Here is a 15,435-nt window from a genome sequence, read left to right as displayed (position 1 = left end):
CAGCGTCACGGGATCGGCATGACTTCCCAGCGCACGCGCGAACGCCTCGTCCAGCGCCTGAGCGAGGAGGGCGTCGGCGATTCCAGGGTGCTCGATGCCATTCGACAGACACCCAGACACCTGTTCGTGGACGAAGCGCTGGCTCATCGTGCCTACGAAGACACGGCCCTGCCGATCGGCCACAACCAGACCATTTCGCAACCCTACATGGTCGCGCACATGAGCGAGCTGTTGCTCGAGGCGGGTCCTCTGGACAAGGTTCTCGAGATCGGTACCGGCTCGGGCTACCAGACCGCGATACTCGCCCAGCTGGTGGAGCGGGTATTTTCGGTCGAGCGTATCCAGGTGCTGCAAGACCGTGCCAAGGAGCGCCTGCAGCAGCTCAACCTGCGCAACGTGGTATTCCGCTGGGGAGACGGCTGCGAAGGCTGGCCGGCCCTGGCGCCATACAATGGCATCATCGTCACCGCCGTGGCCTCGCAGGTGCCCCAGGCCCTGCTCGATCAACTCGCGCCGGGGGGGCGCCTGGTGATTCCTGTCGGAGCGGCTGGGGAATCGCAGCAACTGATGCTGATCATTCGCGAGGAGCACGGCTTTTCGCGCAGGGTCCTGGGCGCGGTTCGCTTCGTGCCGTTGCTCAACGGGCCGCTGGCCTGAGTCGAAGCGGAATTTTGCGTCGGCGACGAATTCTCGCGTCATTGCCCTGTCTACCAGCGGAGCGCCTGGCAACGGCAGGCAGGGCAGCCGCAGGGAACGGCAGTCAGCCGGCTCGTTATGTTCGAAACAATATCGCATTCATATCGTTACGTGAGAGGGAGCGCCGGGTGGGGCACACAGTCTTTGGGCAGCGCAGGGGTCTGACGAGTTTCAAGCTACTGGTAATGACGCTGGCCGCCGGCGTCCTGCTGACAGGCTGTTCCAGCTCCGGTTCGGGCGGCGCCAGCGTGGTCGATCGCAACGCTGCCGCGCCGAAGCGTCCTCCGGTGACCAGTGGCCAGTACACCGTCAAGCCGGGCGATACCTTGTATTCCATCGCTTTCCGCTACGGTTGGGACTACAAGGAGCTGGCAGCCCGCAATGGCATCGTCGCGCCCTATACCATTCGTCCTGGCCAGGCCATCCGCTTCAGCAGCGGCTCGGGCAGCCGCACCACGGTCGTCTCGAGTCCTTCGTCGACCAGTCGCACTACCGTGACACGTCTGCCGGCCAGCTCCAAGCCAGCGTCCTCGACCACCGTGACGACCACCACGACCCCGGTCGCCAGGACCCCCACGGTTGCCGCCAAGGTACCCGCGGCCGAGGTCGCCGCCGGCGGCTGGACGTGGCCGGCCAACGGCGTGGTGATCGGAAAGTTCGCTTCAAACGGTAGTTTGAATAAAGGCATTGATATCGCCGGGGATTTGGGACAGCCTGTTTTCGCTGCTGGAAATGGATCAGTGGTCTACGCCGGTAGTGGTTTGAGGGGCTACGGCGAGTTGATCATCATCAAGCACAATGATACCTATGTCAGCGCCTACGGGCATAACCGCAGGCTGTTGGTTCGGGAGGGGCAGCAAGTCAAGGCAGGGCAGACGATCGCCGAAATGGGTTCCACGGGCGCCGAGCGGGTAAAGTTGCACTTCGAAATCCGCCGCCAGGGCAAGCCTGTCGATCCGCTTCAGTTCCTGCCGCGCCGTTGATGGTTGTTCCGGTCCGTACCTGATGTAGAAAGGACAGGCTTTGGCGCTGCCAGGGAACCAGGTGCCGCTAGAGTCTGAGTTCGAACTCAGCAAAGGACTATAACAATGGCTCTCAGTAAAGAAGCGCCGGAGTTTGACATCGATGACGACCTGCTGATCATGGAAGCGGGCGTTGTCTTGGAAACGGATGTGGTGTCAGACGAACCTGCTGTATCCTCGGTTCGGACCAGAGCCAGACAAGGCTCTTCGCTCAAACAGCACAAGTACATCGATTATGGTCGAGCCCTCGATGCTACCCAGCTGTACTTGAACGAAATCGGCTTTTCCCCGCTTCTTTCTCCAGAAGAGGAAGTGCATTTCGCGCGGCTTTCGCAAAAGGGCGATCCGGCTGGTCGCAAGCGGATGATCGAAAGCAACCTGCGCCTGGTGGTGAAGATCGCACGCCGCTACGTCAATCGGGGGCTGTCGCTGCTCGACCTGATCGAGGAGGGCAACCTGGGATTGATCCGGGCGGTGGAAAAGTTCGATCCGGAGCGGGGGTTCCGCTTTTCCACCTATGCGACCTGGTGGATTCGCCAGACCATCGAACGGGCGATCATGAACCAGACGCGCACCATTCGTCTGCCGATCCACGTGGTCAAGGAGCTCAACGTCTACCTGCGCGCAGCGCGGGAGCTGACCCAAAAGCTCGACCACGAGCCCTCGCCGGAAGAAATCGCCGCCCTGCTGGAGAAACCCGTCGCCGAAGTCAAGCGAATGCTCGGGCTCAACGAGCGCGTCTCTTCCGTCGATGTGTCGTTGGGGCCGGATTCCGACAAGACACTGCTGGACACCCTGACGGACGACCGGCCTACCGACCCTTGCGAGTTGCTGCAGGACGATGACCTGTCCCAGAGTATCGACCAGTGGCTTGGCGAACTTACCGACAAGCAGCGCGAGGTGGTGATTCGCCGTTTCGGCCTGCGCGGGCACGAGAGCAGCACGCTCGAAGATGTCGGCCTGGAAATTGGCCTGACCCGTGAACGCGTGCGTCAGATCCAGGTGGAAGGGCTCAAGCGCCTGCGAGAAATCCTGGAAAAGAACGGCCTTTCCAGCGATTCGCTGTTCCAGTAAGCCGGATATGCGCTGTCTGCCCATGGCAGGCATGCGATGGCCGATATCACTTCCCGGATGCCCGGAGTCTATAGGGCTCCTGTCATAGCACAAGACCGCCCAGCCAGGCGCAGTGTCTGAAGACGCATGCGCCTGACTGGGCGGTCTTGTGTCTTCATGCCATTTCTCGAGTGTTCAGCCTCCGGCGCGCCAGCGTGCCTACGATGGCATCCGGAACACAGCTTCCATAGTTATAGCCACGCATCGCTTGTTTCACCAGCGATACTTTAAGCGTAAGAGATTGCTTACAACGTCTGTAGGTAATCGTCTTCAGTAAGAGTAAACAATTGTCTTTTCCAGTGTCCGAGTAGATAAAAAGCCTTTTATTTCAGGCAGTTGTCTCATGTGTTCAGTTATGTCAGCTGAATTGATTAGAGAGGTTTGACGGTTGCTCGCGGCGTCGGATTGGCTAGTATTCGAAGTGTGTCGACGGACCGACACAGGCTTTCACGGATGAAGGCCATGGACATCGCAAGAAGCGATTCATCAGGATGATGGTCAGGAACACAGGGACCATGGAGAAAAGCGGGGCGGGTAAAACCGCCCCTTTTCTTTGTGCAAAGAAAAAGGCCCGCGAAGGGGCCTTTTCGGTTCTGGATCGTCTCAGCGTTCCAGGTACTGGATCTTGCCTTCCTTGCCGTCGAATTCTTCGGCTTCGGGCAGCGCGTCCTTTTTCTCGGTGATATTCGGCCAGATCTCCGCCAGCTCGGCGTTCAACTCAATGAACTGCTCCATGCCTGCAGGCACTTCGTCTTCCGAGAAAATGGCTTGGGCAGGGCATTCCGGCTCGCACAGAGCGCAGTCGATGCATTCGTCCGGATGAATGACCAGGAAGTTCGGACCTTCGTAGAAGCAGTCCACCGGACAGACTTCCACGCAGTCGGTGTACTTGCACTTGATGCAGTTGTCGGTGACGACGAAGGACATTTCTATTTTTCTCCTCAGGCGACGGCAGCGTGCCCTTCAATGCAGGGCAGCGCGGTTCACAGGTACGGCTACAGGTCAGGCTGGGCTCTGCAGCGCCGGCAAACCGCGCGGGATTCTACCAGCTTGTACGGGCACGCGTTATAACAGGTTCTTCAGTTGATATAGCATTTCGATAGCTTGGCGCGGCGTCATGTTGTCCAGGTCGAGCTCGCCAAGCTTGTCGATGACTGGATGGGGCAGGTTGGCGAACAGGTCGTTCTGGTGCGGCAGTGCGGGCTGCTGCCTGTCGCTGGCCGGCTTTTCGTGCGGCAGGCTGGACGTTTCCAGGCGCCCGAGATGTTCCCGGGCCCGCTGGATCACCGGGGCGGGTACTCCGGCCAGCTGGGCGACCGCCAGGCCGTAGCTCTGGCTGGCCGGCCCCGGCAGCACATGATGAAGAAACACGATGCGTTCGTTGTGCTCGGTGGCGTTGAGATGGACGTTGGCGACCAGCGGTTCGCTTTCCGGCAGCACCGTAAGCTCGAAGTAGTGCGTGGCGAACAAGGTATAGGCACGCAGCTGGGCAAGGCGTTCAGCTGCCGCCCAGGCCAGCGACAGGCCATCGAAGGTGCTGGTGCCCCGACCGACTTCGTCCATCAGCACCAGGCTGCGGTCGGTGGCGTTGTGCAGGATGTTGGCGGTCTCGCTCATCTCGACCATGAAGGTCGACCGTCCGCCTGCCAGATCGTCGCTCGAGCCGATGCGGGTGAAAATGCGATCGACCAGCGACAGCTCGCAGCTGACTGCCGGGACGAAGCTGCCGATATGCGCCATCAGTACGATCAGGGCGGTCTGGCGCATGTAAGTGGACTTACCACCCATGTTGGGACCGGTGATGATGAGCATCCGGGTGCTGTCGTCGAGCGCCAGGTCGTTGGCGACGAACGGCGTGGTCAGCACCTGCTCGACGACCGGATGACGGCCTTGCTCGATGCGCAGACACGGCTCGTCGACGAAGGTTGGGCAGTTCAGGTCCAGGTTCAGCGCCCGCTCGGCGAGATTGCTCAGCACGTCCAGTTCGGCCAGGGCCGCGGCGGTGTCCTGCAGCGGCGCCAGATGACCGATCAAGGTTTCCAGCAACGCGTCGTAGAGCATTTTCTCGCGTGCCAGGGCGCGGCTCTTGGCTGACAGGGCCTTGTCCTCGAAGGCCTTTAGCTCCGGGGTGATGAAGCGCTCTGCGCCTTTGAGCGTCTGGCGACGGATATAGTCGCCAGGTGCCTGCTCGGCCTGGCGGGTCGGCAGTTCGATGTAGTAGCCGTGAACCCGGTTGTAGCCGACCTTCAGGTTGCTCAGCCCGGTACGGGCCTTTTCCCGCGCCTCGAGGTCGATGAGAAACTGCCCGGCGTTCTCGCTCATGGCCAGCAGCTCGTCGAGCTCGCTGTCGTAGCCGACCTTGAGCACGCCGCCATCGCGGATCACCGCGGGCGGGTTGTCGATGATCGCCCGCTCCAGCAGGCCAGCCAGCTCCGGATAGGTCCCGGCGATGGTGGCCAGCCGCGCCAGGTGCGGCGCTTCCAGCTCGGCCATGGCATTGTGCAGTTCAGGCAGCGCGCCCAGCGCATCGCGCAGGCGTGCCAGGTCGCGCGGCCGTGCATTGCGCAGGCCGATGCGAGCAAGAATGCGTTCGATGTCGCCGATTTCCTTGAGCTGCGGCTGCAGCTTTTCGAAGCGATAGCCGTCCAGCAGGCAACGGATCGAGCCCTGGCGAGCCTTGAGCACCTTGAGGTCGCGCAGCGGACGGTTCAGCCAGCGGGTCAGCAGACGGCTGCCCATGGCGGTCTGGCAGCGGTCCATGACCGATTGCAAGGTGTTGTCGCGTCCGCCGGCCAGGTTGACATCCAGCTCCAGGTTGCGCCGGCTCGCGCCGTCGAGGATCACCGTGTCGTCCAGCCGCTCGTGGCGCAAGCTGCGCAGGTGTGGCAGGGCAGTGCGCTGGGTTTCCTTTGCGTAGGCCAGCAGGCAGCCGGCAGCGCCGATCGCCAGGGTCAGCTTGTCGCAGCCGAAGCCTTTGAGGTCTTGGGTGGCAAACTGCTGGCAAAGGCTCTTGCGCGCGGTGTCCCGGTCGAAATCCCAGGGCGCCCGGCGACGGCTGCCGCGACGCTTTTCCGCTGGAAGGCCTTGTGGCCAGTCATCCGGGATCAGCAGTTCCACCGGATCGATGCGCTCCAGTTCGGCCAGCAGGTTTTCCCAGCCCTTGATTTCCTGCACCGTGAAGTGGCCGCTGGTGATATCCAGCACCGCCAGGCCGAACAGGCGCTCGTCACCCAGCAGCGCGGCGATCAGGTTGTCCCGGCGCTCGTCCAGCAGGGCTTCGTCGCTGACGGTCCCAGGCGTGATGATACGCACCACCTGGCGCTCCACCGGCCCCTTGCTGGTGGCCGGGTCGCCGATCTGCTCGCAGATGACCACCGACTCGCCGAGCTTGACCAGCTTGGCCAGGTAGCCTTCCACGGAATGGAAGGGAATCCCGCACATCGGGATCGCCTGCCCGGCAGACTGGCCACGCGCGGTCAGGGTGATGTCGAGCAGCTTCGCGGCCTTCTTCGCGTCTTCATAGAAGATCTCGTAGAAGTCGCCCATGCGGTAGAACATCAGCTGGTCTGGATGCTGGTGCTTGAGCTTCCAGTACTGCTGCATCATCGGGGTGTGTGCGGAAAAATCGGAAATTGCTTTATTCATCAGTGCTTTAGGGCGCTTTGGCGGGTTCGCTGGGGCAGCACTGGGGCCATCCGGTCCGCCATGAGCGCCGCTACTTGGATTCCAGCTTTGGATGCCATCAGCGTATCACGCGAGGCGGGCATTCGCCGAGCGCTCATTGCTCGGCTCGGACAAATGCCGCGGTGTCCCGGCGTCTGCGAGCTTGCCCGTTGCCACCGTGATGATAGGGTAGGGTGACTTTCCAAGGAGACCGACATGGACACTATCTCCACGCTTTCCCTCAAGCTCGGTGAACATCTGCGTCGTCTCGGTGCCCAAGTCAGTACAGCCGAATCCTGCACCGGCGGTGGGATCGCCGAGGCGATCACTCGCGCGCCAGGCAGCTCGGCCTGGTTCGAAGCGGGCTACGTCACCTATTCCAACCGGCAGAAGACCCATCAGCTGGGGGTGCCGCAGCCGCTGTTCGCCACGGTCGGCGCGGTCAGCCGGGAAGTGGTCGAGGCGATGGCACGCGGCGCGCAGGCAGCCAGTGGCGCACGCTTCGCCGTTGCGGTCAGTGGCGTTGCCGGCCCCGATGGCGGCTCGCCGGCCAAGCCGGTGGGCACGGTGTGGCTGGCCTGGGCCGACGGCGACCGGGTCGAGAGCGAGCGGCGGCTGTTTGACGGGGACCGCGACGCGGTACGGCGCCAGACGGTCATCGCCGCGCTCGAGCGGCTGTTACAGCTTGGTGCAGAGTAAATTGGGAACAGGGGTTTGCGCGAGCGCACCACTGTGGAATAATACTGTCTACTTATACAGTTATCTGGGCCATCAGGGCCTGTCGATCACGTGAGGATTTCAATGGACGACAACAAGAAGCGCGCCTTGGCTGCGGCCCTGGGTCAGATCGAACGTCAATTCGGCAAGGGCGCGGTCATGCGCATGGGCGACCATGAGCGCCAGGCCATTCCCGCCATTTCCACCGGCTCCCTGGGACTGGACATCGCCCTGGGCATCGGCGGCCTGCCGAAGGGGCGTATCGTCGAGATCTACGGTCCGGAGTCCTCGGGCAAGACCACACTGACCCTGTCGGTCATCGCCGAAGCTCAGAAGAACGGTGCCACCTGCGCCTTCGTCGATGCCGAGCACGCGCTGGATCCGGAGTACGCCGGCAAGCTGGGCGTCAACGTCGACGATCTGCTGGTGTCCCAGCCGGACACCGGTGAGCAGGCGCTGGAAATCACCGACATGCTGGTGCGTTCCAATGCCGTGGACGTCATCATCGTCGACTCCGTCGCGGCGCTGGTGCCCAAGGCCGAAATCGAAGGCGAGATGGGCGACATGCACGTCGGCCTGCAGGCCCGCCTGATGTCCCAGGCCCTGCGCAAGATCACCGGCAACATCAAGAACGCCAACTGCCTGGTCATCTTCATCAACCAGATCCGCATGAAGATCGGCGTGATGTTCGGTAGCCCGGAAACCACCACCGGTGGCAACGCCCTGAAGTTCTATGCTTCGGTCCGCCTGGATATCCGTCGTACCGGCGCGGTGAAGGAAGGCGACGAGGTCGTCGGTAGTGAAACGCGGGTCAAGATCGTCAAGAACAAGGTCTCGCCTCCGTTCCGTCAGGCCGAGTTCCAGATCCTGTACGGCAAGGGCATCTACCGCAATGGCGAGATCATCGATCTGGGCGTCGCCAACGGGCTGCTGGAAAAATCTGGCGCCTGGTACAGCTATCAGGGCAGCAAGATCGGTCAGGGCAAGGCCAACGCCGCCAAGTACCTGCAGGAGAACCCAGCCATCGGCGCGGAGCTCGAGAAGCAGATTCGCGACAAGCTGCTCAACGCAGGTGCTGTGGCAGCGGCTGGCAAGGCCGCTGCCGCCGAGGCCGATGCCGGCGACGTGGCCGATGCCGACGCGGGCTACTGATTGCCTCCATGTCCGTCGTGCTCGATACCCCCGTCGCGGTTCGGCGGACAGCCATGGACCTGCTCGCGCGACGCGAGCATGGTCGTGTGGAACTGACGCGCAAGCTGCGCCAACGCGGTGCCCCGCAGGAGTTGATCGAGCGTGAGCTCGATCGACTGACCGAAGAGGGGCTACTCAGCGAGGCCCGTTATCTCGAGAGCTTCATTGCCTATCGGTCCAGCGCTGGCTACGGTCCTGCGCGCATCCGCGAAGACCTTGGCCAGCGCGGCCTGGATCGTGGCGACATCGAGCAGGCCCTGCGCGATAGCGACATCGACTGGGCCGGTCGTCTGCGCGATGTCTGGCAACGCAAGTTCGCCGGCCAGCGGCCGGTCGATCCTCGCAGTCGAGCACGACAGATCCGCTTTCTCGCTTACCGGGGTTTCCCCATGGACCTCGTAAACCGCTTGCTCAGTGGTCGAGACCTGGACGACTGATCGACAGCCCGTCCGCTCTTTTCAGTTCTTCCACCAAGCCAGGCTGCGGTCTTACCGCTTGCCTTTCCCCAGGCCACAGGTCGCCGCATTGAACACCTGCTGGCCCACCGGGCGATTGGTCTTGTACTCGGTGAAGTCATAGCGCAGAACGGCGCCGCGCATCATCAGCTGGCGAAAGCCACTGTTGCCACAGACACTGCTGCCCAGCTGGTCGCGGACCTTTTCCGGGTTGGCCTGCATCTGTTCTGCGTGACTGGCGCGAACGCTCAGGTGATTGATCAGCTGGTTGCCCTCGACGGTGTAGCCTTGGTCCAGAATGTCCTCGTTGATCGCACGCGGCGTACCGACGCTGCTCTCCCTGGCGACCTTCTGCAACATCTGGGAAAGCTCGTATTCCTGCTTGGAAGCGGCCTGGGCCACCAGCGGCAAGGCGAGCAGCATGCCCAGGGTAGGGACGATAAGACGCAGCATGAATCTCTCCTGTTCGATGATTGGCGCTTGGACAGACGCCAGTCGGTAGTGTTCCATGAAAGCCCAGCCGCTGCCATGCCATCCCTCGCCTCGCTCTCTGCACGCAGGCCCACGGTGCATACCCGTGCTCTGCTAGAATGGCGACTTTTCTGTCTGGGATCACTATCGTGTCTTTCCTTACCCACCGACGGGCAGTGCAGCCATGAGCCATGCCGTGGCACGCCTGCGCGCCGAACGCCTGGCGCGAAGCAGCAAGCCCTTTATAGCCCGCGGTTCCCGCGCCGAACGCTGCGAAGCCTGCCGGGTTATCGTCAGCCACTGCCTGTGCGCCTGGACACCCAAGGTCGCCGCCCAATCCGGCATGTGTCTGATCATGCACGATACCGAGCCGCTTAAACCGAGCAATACCGGCTGGCTGATCGCGGATGTCGTGCAAGACACCTCGGCCTTCGGCTGGCAGCGCACCGAGGTCGATTCGAGGCTGCTGGCATTGCTCGAGCAAGCGCATTGGCAACCTTTCATCGTTTTCCCTGGCGAGTTCGTTGCCTCGGCGCGGGTAGTCGATACGGTCGTGCGCGAGCCTGGCAAGCGGCCGCTTTTCATCCTGCTCGACGCGACCTGGACCGAGGCGCGCAAGATGTTCCGCAAGAGCCCCTACCTGGATCGTTTTCCCGTATTGAGCCTGACCGCGGAGCAGGTCTCACGCTATCGCCTGCGGCGCTCCAGGCGCGACGATCATTTCTGTACCGCCGAAGTCGCGGCGATGTGCCTGGACCTGGCCGGCGATCAGCAAGCCTCCCAGGCGCTGGATGCCTACCTGGATGTGTTCAGCACCCACTACCTGGCCGCCAAGCGGCACCTGGCGCTCGACGAACATGACGATGTGCACCGGCGTCTGGAAGCCTTTCTTTAGTCCAAGAGGTAGCCCAGCTGGATTGGGTCCATAATAGCGAGGCTGGCGCCAGGGAGAGCGGGCATGGCTGGGCTTGGCGCTTGACCACCTGGAGCGTGCTCGGCATCCTTGGCGCCGCTTGGATGCGACGAAGAGGCAGCGCCATCCTCGTCGTGTCTTTTGCCTGCCTGGCACTCCCCATCCTTTCCGCCAGGCCCATGACAGGATCCCTAGATCGATGGCCACGTACGAAATCCTGATAGCCGATGACCACCCCTTGTTCCGAAGTGCCTTGCGTCAGGCCGTTACCTTGGGGCTTGGGCCGAACGTGCGTCTGGTGGAGGCGGCAAGCATTGCGGAACTTGAGACGCGTCTGGCAGAGAAAGCCGATTGGGATCTGGTGCTGCTGGATCTGAACATGCCCGGTGCCTACGGTTTCTCGGGATTGGTCTTGTTGCGTGGGCAGTATCCGCAGATTCCGGTCGTCATGGTTTCGGCCCAGGAAGAGGCGGCGGTGGTGGTGAAGTCCCGCGAGTTCGGCGCCAGTGGCTTCATTCCCAAGTCCAGCACCCTGGAAGTCATCCAGGCAGCGGTGCAGAAAGTGCTGGACGGTGACGCCTGGTGGCCGCCGCAGGCGTTCGAGAAGGTTGATGTATCGGCCGAGGCCAAGGCTGCCAGCGAAGGCCTGGCCAGCCTGACGCCGCAACAGTTCCGGGTCCTGACCATGGTCTGCGAAGGGTTGCTGAACAAGCAGATCGCCTATGAGCTGAGTGTCTCGGAAGCGACCATCAAGGCTCATGTGACTGCCATCTTCCGCAAGCTCGGCGTGCGCACCAGGACCCAGGCGGCGTTGCTTCTGCAACAATTGGAATCGGTTGCTGGCAACTGATCGTCCTCGCTTCACTCTTTTTTTATCCAGGTTGCATTAGCCTGCACTCCTCATCTCGCCGAAGTTCATTGTCATGTCACCATTCAAAGGCCAGACCGGCCTCAAGCGTCTTTTCAGTGCCGCCGGCTATTCGCTGGACGGCCTGCGCGCCGCCTTCCTGGGCGAAGCTGCCTTCCGTCAGCTGGTAGTGCTGAATATCCTGCTCATTCCGACGGCCTTCTGGCTACCGGTCTCGCGGGTCGAGCGTGCGATCCTGGTGGCCGTATGCCTGCTTGGGCTGATCGTCGAGCTGATCAACTCGGCGATCGAGGCGGCCATCGATCGAATCTCGCTGGAGCGCCATCCGCTTTCGAAGAATGCCAAGGACATGGGCAGTGCCGCCCAGCTGGTGGCGCTGTGCATGATCGGTCTGGTCTGGGGCATCATCCTGCTGTAGGGCTCAGGCAATCGACGGCAACACGATCTCGTCGCTTCGCCTGACCCCTGCCGTGAAGGTGCGGCACAGGTCGAGAAACTCACGCATGGCCGACGTCTGGTATTTCTGCTTGTGCCAGATGAAATAGAACTGTCGGGCCAGATCCAGTTCGGGAGTTTCCACGGCGACCAGGCTTCCACGGCGGAACGCGTCACGCAGGGCGAGCCGGGATATGCAGCCGATGCCCAGGCCCGACTCCACGGCGCGCTTTATCGCTTCGGTATGCTCCAGCTCCAGGCGAATATTCAGGCTGGTCCGGTGATGGCGCATGGCCTGGTCGAAAGTCAGGCGCGTTCCCGACCCTTGCTCGCGCAGAATCCAGGCCTCCCTCGACAGCGCCTGGATGTCGGCCTGGCCGATCCTGGCCAATGGATGCTGGGGCGCGCAGAAGACCACCAGTTCGTCTTCGACCCACGGCTGCACTTCCAGGTCTGGATGACTGCAATCGCCCTCGATCAGGCCCAGGTCAATCTCGTAATGGGCCACCTGTTGCACGATATGCGCCGTGTTTTGCACGTGCAGCTTCACCTGGCTTTCCGGGTGCCCCTGCATGAAGCTGCCGATCAGCAGCGTGGCTAGGTAGTTGCCGATGGTCAGCGTGGCCCCGACGGACAGCGCACCGAATCCGGAGCGACCTCCGAGCAGGTCTTCGATTTCCTTGGCCTGGTCCAGCAGCGCGACGGCCTTGGGCAGCAGTTGGTGACCCAGGGCGTTGAGGCTCAGGCGCTTGCCGGCTCGGTCGAACAACTGGCAACTCGACTGCCGCTCCAGTTCGGTGATCGAGGTGCTGGCGGCAGATTGCGACAAGGCCAGCAGGCTGGCCGCGCGTGACACGCTCTGGTACTGGGCTACGGCGACGAATACCTGGAGCTGGCGAAGAGTGAATCGCATATCTATATAACCAATAACCCATATCTTGATAATTGATTTAACAGATATTGTCACTGCCTCTAAACTACCGCGCAATAGCGCCGTCACTCGGCGTTGCGTCTTTTTTCAGGAGCCCCTCGATGAGCAACATGAACCACGAACGTGTCCTCAGTGTGCATCACTGGAACGACACCCTGTTCAGCTTCAAGTGTACCCGTGATCCGGGCCTGCGCTTCGAGAACGGTCAGTTCGTGATGATCGGCCTGCAACAGGAGAATGGCCGTCCGCTCATGCGTGCCTACTCGATCGCCTCGCCGAACTGGGAAGAGCACCTGGAGTTCTTCAGCATCAAGGTACCCGATGGCCCGTTGACCTCGCAGCTGCAGCACCTGAAGGAAGGCGACGAGATCATCATCAGCAAGAAGCCTACCGGCACGCTGGTCCTCGACGACTTGAATCCGGGCAAGCACCTCTATCTGCTGAGCACCGGGACCGGGCTTGCGCCCTTCATGAGCGTGATCCAGGATCCGGAAACCTACGAGCGCTTCGAGAAGGTGATCCTGGTCCACGGTGTACGCTACGTCAACGAAGTGGCCTACCGCGAGTTCATCACCGAACACCTACCGCAGAACGAGTTCTTCGGTGAGGCGGTGCGCGAAAAGCTGATCTACTACCCGACCGTGACCCGCGAGCCGTTCGAGAACCAGGGCCGACTGACCGACCTGATGCGCAGCGGCAAGCTGTTCAGCGACATCGGCCTGCCACCGATCAACCCGCAGGACGACCGCGCCATGATCTGCGGCAGCCCGAGCATGCTCGACGAGACCAGCGAAGTGCTCGACAGCTTCGGCCTGAAGATCTCCCCGCGCATGCGCGAGCCGGGCGACTACCTCATCGAGCGTGCCTTCGTCGAGAAGTGATCGGCTCGGAAACATGAACAACGCAGGCCTGGCCTGCGTTTTTTCATGCCCCTGGCAGGGCGTTTCGTGCAAGCGACCTACGCTTGCCGGAACGGCCACAGTGCCTTCGATTCAAGGATCCGGCACGATCTCCAGCACCCTGATCCGATCCGGCTGCGGGTAATGCCAGCGCACCTGCACGTCCCAGAACTTAACGCCATAGATTCGTTCTGCTGGCGGCACCTGGTAGGCCGGGCGCGGGTCCTGTGCCAGGCATTGCTCGACCAGTTCCACCAGCGGTTCGGCCAGGCGCGAGGCATGCTCGCGCGCCTGGCACAGGGCGGCTTCGCTCCACTGCACGGTGATCGCTGCTGGCGCTTGGCTAGCCATCTGGTTGACTGCCCCGGCCACGCTGTCGGCGTAGGGCACGTAGGGCTTGATATCGAGTACCGGCGTTCCATCGAGCAGGTCGATTCCCGAAAGCAGCAGGCGTCCAGGTTCGACGGCTTCCAGGCGCACCACCGACTGGCCGATGCCATTGGGACGATGGGTCGCTCGCGTGGCGAACACGCCCATGCTCCTGTTTCCGCCCAGGCGGGGCGGGCGAACTTTCAGTCGGGGCTGGTCTTCGAGCGCCTGGTGAAACAGGAACAGCAACCAGACATGGCTGACCTGCTCCAGGCCGGCCACGGCTTCGCCCTGGTCGAAAGGCGGCAGCAGCTCGAGCACGCCGCGCGCCGCCGGGGCCAGGTGCGGCTGCCGAGGAATGGCAAATTTCTCCTTGAAGCAGGAGCGGACGATGCCGACTGGCGAGACGCTGTGCTGCATGTGCCGCTCAACCACGCACGCGCAAGGTCAGGCCCTTGAGAAAGTTGCGCAGCAACTGGTCTCCACAGGGACGGTAGTTCTCGTGGCCGACCTTGCGAAACAGCGCGCTCAGTTCCGGCTTGGAGACCGGGAAATTGACCGACTTGAGCACGGCATGCAGGTCCTGCTCCTTGAGTTCGAAGGCCACCCGCAGCTTCTTGAGCACGGTATTGTTTGTCACTGGCACCTCGATAGGCTGCGGTGCCCGGCTCTCGTCGCGACCGCGGCGATGGATGACCAGGCCATCGAGAAAGTGCGCCATGACTGGCTCGGGGCAGCGCACGAAGCCTTCTTCGTCTTCCTTCTTCAGGTAGCCGGCCAGCTCCTGGGCACTGAGTTGCAGGCCGGAAAGCCCGATGATCCTCGCCATCTGCGTGTCGTTGATCTTGAGCATGTAGCGCACGCTGCGCAATACGTCGTTGTGGTTCATAGCTAATCCTGTTCACAGCCCTGCCTTGGCGGCAGGGCCTTCGATCGATTCTAGAAACGTTCGCTGCCGGCCAGGTAGCGCCATTGTCCGCCAGCGAGCTTGCCCATCGCCACGCCACCGAGACGGATACGGCGCATGCCGAGCACCTCGAGCCCGACGACGGCGCACAACTGTTCGATCAGGCCGGGCTGCGGAGCCTTGATGGCCATGCGCAGGTGGCTCTCGTTCTGCCAGCTGGCCTTGGCCTTGGGTAGCTCGCGGCCGTCGCGCGTCAGGCCACGGGCCAGGCGCTGCAGCGACTGTGGCGAAGCGCTGCCACGCACTTCGATGATGTATTCCTGTTCCAGCCGGCGCAGGTCAGCCTCGATCTTGCGCTTGACGCGCCAGTCCTGGGTGAAGACCTGCAAGCCGCTGGCACCCGGAGCCAATGGCGCAACGCACTCCTGTCGGGCGAAGTGCCCATGCAGGGGGCGCACGGCATGGCGGTGGGCATCACTGAGCGTGGCCATGGCGATGCTCGCACGAGCCTCTTCGAGCCACATGCCGGCCGGCTGGTTCAGCAGCAGAGTGACTGGCGCCAGGGGCTCGGCCTTGGCGCCGGGAAGCAATTCGACCTGCTCTGCGGCGACCTTGAACTGCGGTTGCTCCACCACGATCCCGTCCACCGTCACCCAGCCGCCTTCGATGAACAGTTCGGCCTCGCGGCGGGAGCAGCCAAGCTGCGCGATGAGGCGTTTGGAAAGACGGACGGGTTCGTTCATGATGGTGTTTCGCAAGGCAGGGGGAAGAGCCGCCATTGTACC

General features: G+C 62.4%; 17 protein-coding genes. 10 read left to right on the top strand and 7 right to left on the bottom strand.

The window, feature by feature from the left end; all coding sequences use genetic code 11:
• Positions 1 to 18: 18 nt before the first annotated feature.
• From ACY8GK_RS10600 to rpoS, 3 genes are all read left to right on the top strand, one after another.
• Positions 19 to 657, top strand: coding sequence for a protein-L-isoaspartate(D-aspartate) O-methyltransferase (locus ACY8GK_RS10600; RefSeq protein ID WP_196177876.1), 639 nt, complete (start codon positions 19 to 21; stop codon positions 655 to 657).
• Between the two features lie 167 nt (positions 658 to 824).
• Positions 825 to 1,679 carry a peptidoglycan DD-metalloendopeptidase family protein gene (locus ACY8GK_RS10595; RefSeq protein WP_462403010.1) on the top strand — a complete coding sequence of 285 codons (855 nt, stop codon included), beginning with the start codon at positions 825 to 827 and terminating at the stop codon, positions 1,677 to 1,679.
• Between the two features lie 105 nt (positions 1,680 to 1,784).
• Complete coding sequence (rpoS, locus tag ACY8GK_RS10590; RefSeq protein WP_196177576.1) at positions 1,785 to 2,792, top strand: RNA polymerase sigma factor RpoS; 1,008 nt, start codon at positions 1,785 to 1,787, stop codon at positions 2,790 to 2,792.
• Positions 2,793 to 3,434: 642 nt separating this feature from the next.
• On the opposite strand, the gene fdxA is transcribed toward rpoS, so the two are convergent.
• Positions 3,435 to 3,758, bottom strand: coding sequence for a ferredoxin FdxA (fdxA, locus tag ACY8GK_RS10585; protein ID WP_196177574.1), 324 nt, complete (start codon positions 3,756 to 3,758; stop codon positions 3,435 to 3,437).
• 138 nt (positions 3,759 to 3,896) lie between these two features.
• Positions 3,897 to 6,464, bottom strand: a complete 2,568-nt coding sequence (gene mutS / locus ACY8GK_RS10580) for a DNA mismatch repair protein MutS (RefSeq protein ID WP_196177872.1) — start codon at positions 6,462 to 6,464, stop codon at positions 3,897 to 3,899.
• 246 nt (positions 6,465 to 6,710) lie between these two features.
• Here mutS and ACY8GK_RS10575 point away from each other — a divergent pair, with 246 nt between their 5' ends.
• The 3 genes from ACY8GK_RS10575 (at position 6,711) to recX (ending at position 8,839) form a co-directional block, all read left to right on the top strand.
• A complete protein-coding gene (locus ACY8GK_RS10575) occupies positions 6,711 to 7,193 on the top strand; it encodes a CinA family protein (RefSeq protein WP_196177572.1) in 483 nt (160 codons plus the stop codon).
• Between the two features lie 102 nt (positions 7,194 to 7,295).
• Positions 7,296 to 8,363, top strand: coding sequence for a recombinase RecA (recA, locus tag ACY8GK_RS10570; protein ID WP_196177570.1), 1,068 nt, complete (start codon positions 7,296 to 7,298; stop codon positions 8,361 to 8,363).
• A gap of 8 nt (positions 8,364 to 8,371) precedes the next feature.
• Positions 8,372 to 8,839 (top strand): recombination regulator RecX, encoded by a 468-nt coding sequence (recX, locus tag ACY8GK_RS10565; protein ID WP_462402959.1) that lies wholly within the window; start codon positions 8,372 to 8,374, stop codon positions 8,837 to 8,839.
• A 51-nt stretch (positions 8,840 to 8,890) separates the two neighbouring features.
• Here the strand turns inward: recX and ACY8GK_RS10560 are convergent, their stop codons facing one another.
• A complete protein-coding gene (locus ACY8GK_RS10560; protein WP_196177566.1) occupies positions 8,891 to 9,310 on the bottom strand; it encodes a quorum-sensing-regulated virulence factor family protein in 420 nt (139 codons plus the stop codon).
• Positions 9,311 to 9,512: 202 nt separating this feature from the next.
• Here ACY8GK_RS10560 and ACY8GK_RS10555 point away from each other — a divergent pair, with 202 nt between their 5' ends.
• The 3 genes from ACY8GK_RS10555 to ACY8GK_RS10545 all read left to right on the top strand — a co-directional run bounded on the left by ACY8GK_RS10555 (position 9,513) and on the right by ACY8GK_RS10545 (position 11,527).
• Positions 9,513 to 10,223, top strand: a complete 711-nt coding sequence (locus ACY8GK_RS10555) for a tRNA-uridine aminocarboxypropyltransferase (protein WP_196177565.1) — start codon at positions 9,513 to 9,515, stop codon at positions 10,221 to 10,223.
• Positions 10,224 to 10,440: 217 nt separating this feature from the next.
• Positions 10,441 to 11,091 carry a response regulator transcription factor ErdR gene (gene erdR / locus ACY8GK_RS10550; RefSeq protein WP_196177563.1) on the top strand — a complete coding sequence of 217 codons (651 nt, stop codon included), beginning with the start codon at positions 10,441 to 10,443 and terminating at the stop codon, positions 11,089 to 11,091.
• 73 nt (positions 11,092 to 11,164) lie between these two features.
• Positions 11,165 to 11,527 carry a diacylglycerol kinase gene (locus ACY8GK_RS10545; RefSeq protein ID WP_196177561.1) on the top strand — a complete coding sequence of 121 codons (363 nt, stop codon included), beginning with the start codon at positions 11,165 to 11,167 and terminating at the stop codon, positions 11,525 to 11,527.
• A gap of 3 nt (positions 11,528 to 11,530) precedes the next feature.
• Here the strand turns inward: ACY8GK_RS10545 and ACY8GK_RS10540 are convergent, their stop codons facing one another.
• Complete coding sequence (locus ACY8GK_RS10540; RefSeq protein WP_462402958.1) at positions 11,531 to 12,457, bottom strand: LysR family transcriptional regulator; 927 nt, start codon at positions 12,455 to 12,457, stop codon at positions 11,531 to 11,533.
• Positions 12,458 to 12,576: 119 nt separating this feature from the next.
• Here ACY8GK_RS10540 and fpr point away from each other — a divergent pair, with 119 nt between their 5' ends.
• On the top strand, positions 12,577 to 13,356 hold the full coding sequence (fpr, locus tag ACY8GK_RS10535; RefSeq protein WP_196177557.1) for a ferredoxin--NADP reductase: 780 nt from the start codon (positions 12,577 to 12,579) through the stop codon (positions 13,354 to 13,356).
• A 111-nt stretch (positions 13,357 to 13,467) separates the two neighbouring features.
• On the opposite strand, the gene tsaA is transcribed toward fpr, so the two are convergent.
• The 3 genes from tsaA to ACY8GK_RS10520 are packed head-to-tail and all read right to left on the bottom strand — an operon-like array spanning position 13,468 to position 15,393.
• Complete coding sequence (gene tsaA / locus ACY8GK_RS10530) at positions 13,468 to 14,163, bottom strand: tRNA (N6-threonylcarbamoyladenosine(37)-N6)-methyltransferase TrmO (protein WP_196177555.1); 696 nt, start codon at positions 14,161 to 14,163, stop codon at positions 13,468 to 13,470.
• A gap of 7 nt (positions 14,164 to 14,170) precedes the next feature.
• Positions 14,171 to 14,632 (bottom strand): YehS family protein, encoded by a 462-nt coding sequence (locus ACY8GK_RS10525; protein ID WP_196177553.1) that lies wholly within the window; start codon positions 14,630 to 14,632, stop codon positions 14,171 to 14,173.
• Between the two features lie 50 nt (positions 14,633 to 14,682).
• Positions 14,683 to 15,393 carry an rRNA pseudouridine synthase gene (locus ACY8GK_RS10520; RefSeq protein WP_196177551.1) on the bottom strand — a complete coding sequence of 237 codons (711 nt, stop codon included), beginning with the start codon at positions 15,391 to 15,393 and terminating at the stop codon, positions 14,683 to 14,685.
• Positions 15,394 to 15,435 lie beyond the last annotated feature (42 nt).

The organism is Pseudomonas sp. Marseille-QA0332 (assembly GCF_054950175.1).
Note: the sequence above shows the minus strand (reverse complement) of the source record. Positions and strands in the feature narration are given on the sequence as shown.

Bases quoted from the DNA above. Each gene is read 5' to 3' on its own strand.
- ACY8GK_RS10600 (WP_196177876.1), top strand. From the start codon at position 19: ATGACTTCCCAGCGCACGCGCGAACGCCTCGTCCAGCGCCTGAGCGAG.
- rpoS (WP_196177576.1), top strand. From the start codon at position 1,785: ATGGCTCTCAGTAAAGAAGCGCCGGAGTTTGACATCGATGACGACCTG.
- fdxA (WP_196177574.1), bottom strand. From the start codon at position 3,758: ATGTCCTTCGTCGTCACCGACAACTGCATCAAGTGCAAGTACACCGAC.
- ACY8GK_RS10575 (WP_196177572.1), top strand. From the start codon at position 6,711: ATGGACACTATCTCCACGCTTTCCCTCAAGCTCGGTGAACATCTGCGT.
- recA (WP_196177570.1), top strand. From the start codon at position 7,296: ATGGACGACAACAAGAAGCGCGCCTTGGCTGCGGCCCTGGGTCAGATC.
- recX (WP_462402959.1), top strand. From the start codon at position 8,372: ATGTCCGTCGTGCTCGATACCCCCGTCGCGGTTCGGCGGACAGCCATG.
- ACY8GK_RS10560 (WP_196177566.1), bottom strand. From the start codon at position 9,310: ATGCTGCGTCTTATCGTCCCTACCCTGGGCATGCTGCTCGCCTTGCCG.
- ACY8GK_RS10555 (WP_196177565.1), top strand. From the start codon at position 9,513: ATGAGCCATGCCGTGGCACGCCTGCGCGCCGAACGCCTGGCGCGAAGC.
- erdR (WP_196177563.1), top strand. From the start codon at position 10,441: ATGGCCACGTACGAAATCCTGATAGCCGATGACCACCCCTTGTTCCGA.
- ACY8GK_RS10545 (WP_196177561.1), top strand. From the start codon at position 11,165: ATGTCACCATTCAAAGGCCAGACCGGCCTCAAGCGTCTTTTCAGTGCC.
- ACY8GK_RS10540 (WP_462402958.1), bottom strand. From the start codon at position 12,457: ATGCGATTCACTCTTCGCCAGCTCCAGGTATTCGTCGCCGTAGCCCAG.
- fpr (WP_196177557.1), top strand. From the start codon at position 12,577: ATGAGCAACATGAACCACGAACGTGTCCTCAGTGTGCATCACTGGAAC.
- tsaA (WP_196177555.1), bottom strand. From the start codon at position 14,163: ATGCAGCACAGCGTCTCGCCAGTCGGCATCGTCCGCTCCTGCTTCAAG.
- ACY8GK_RS10525 (WP_196177553.1), bottom strand. From the start codon at position 14,632: ATGAACCACAACGACGTATTGCGCAGCGTGCGCTACATGCTCAAGATC.
- ACY8GK_RS10520 (WP_196177551.1), bottom strand. From the start codon at position 15,393: ATGAACGAACCCGTCCGTCTTTCCAAACGCCTCATCGCGCAGCTTGGC.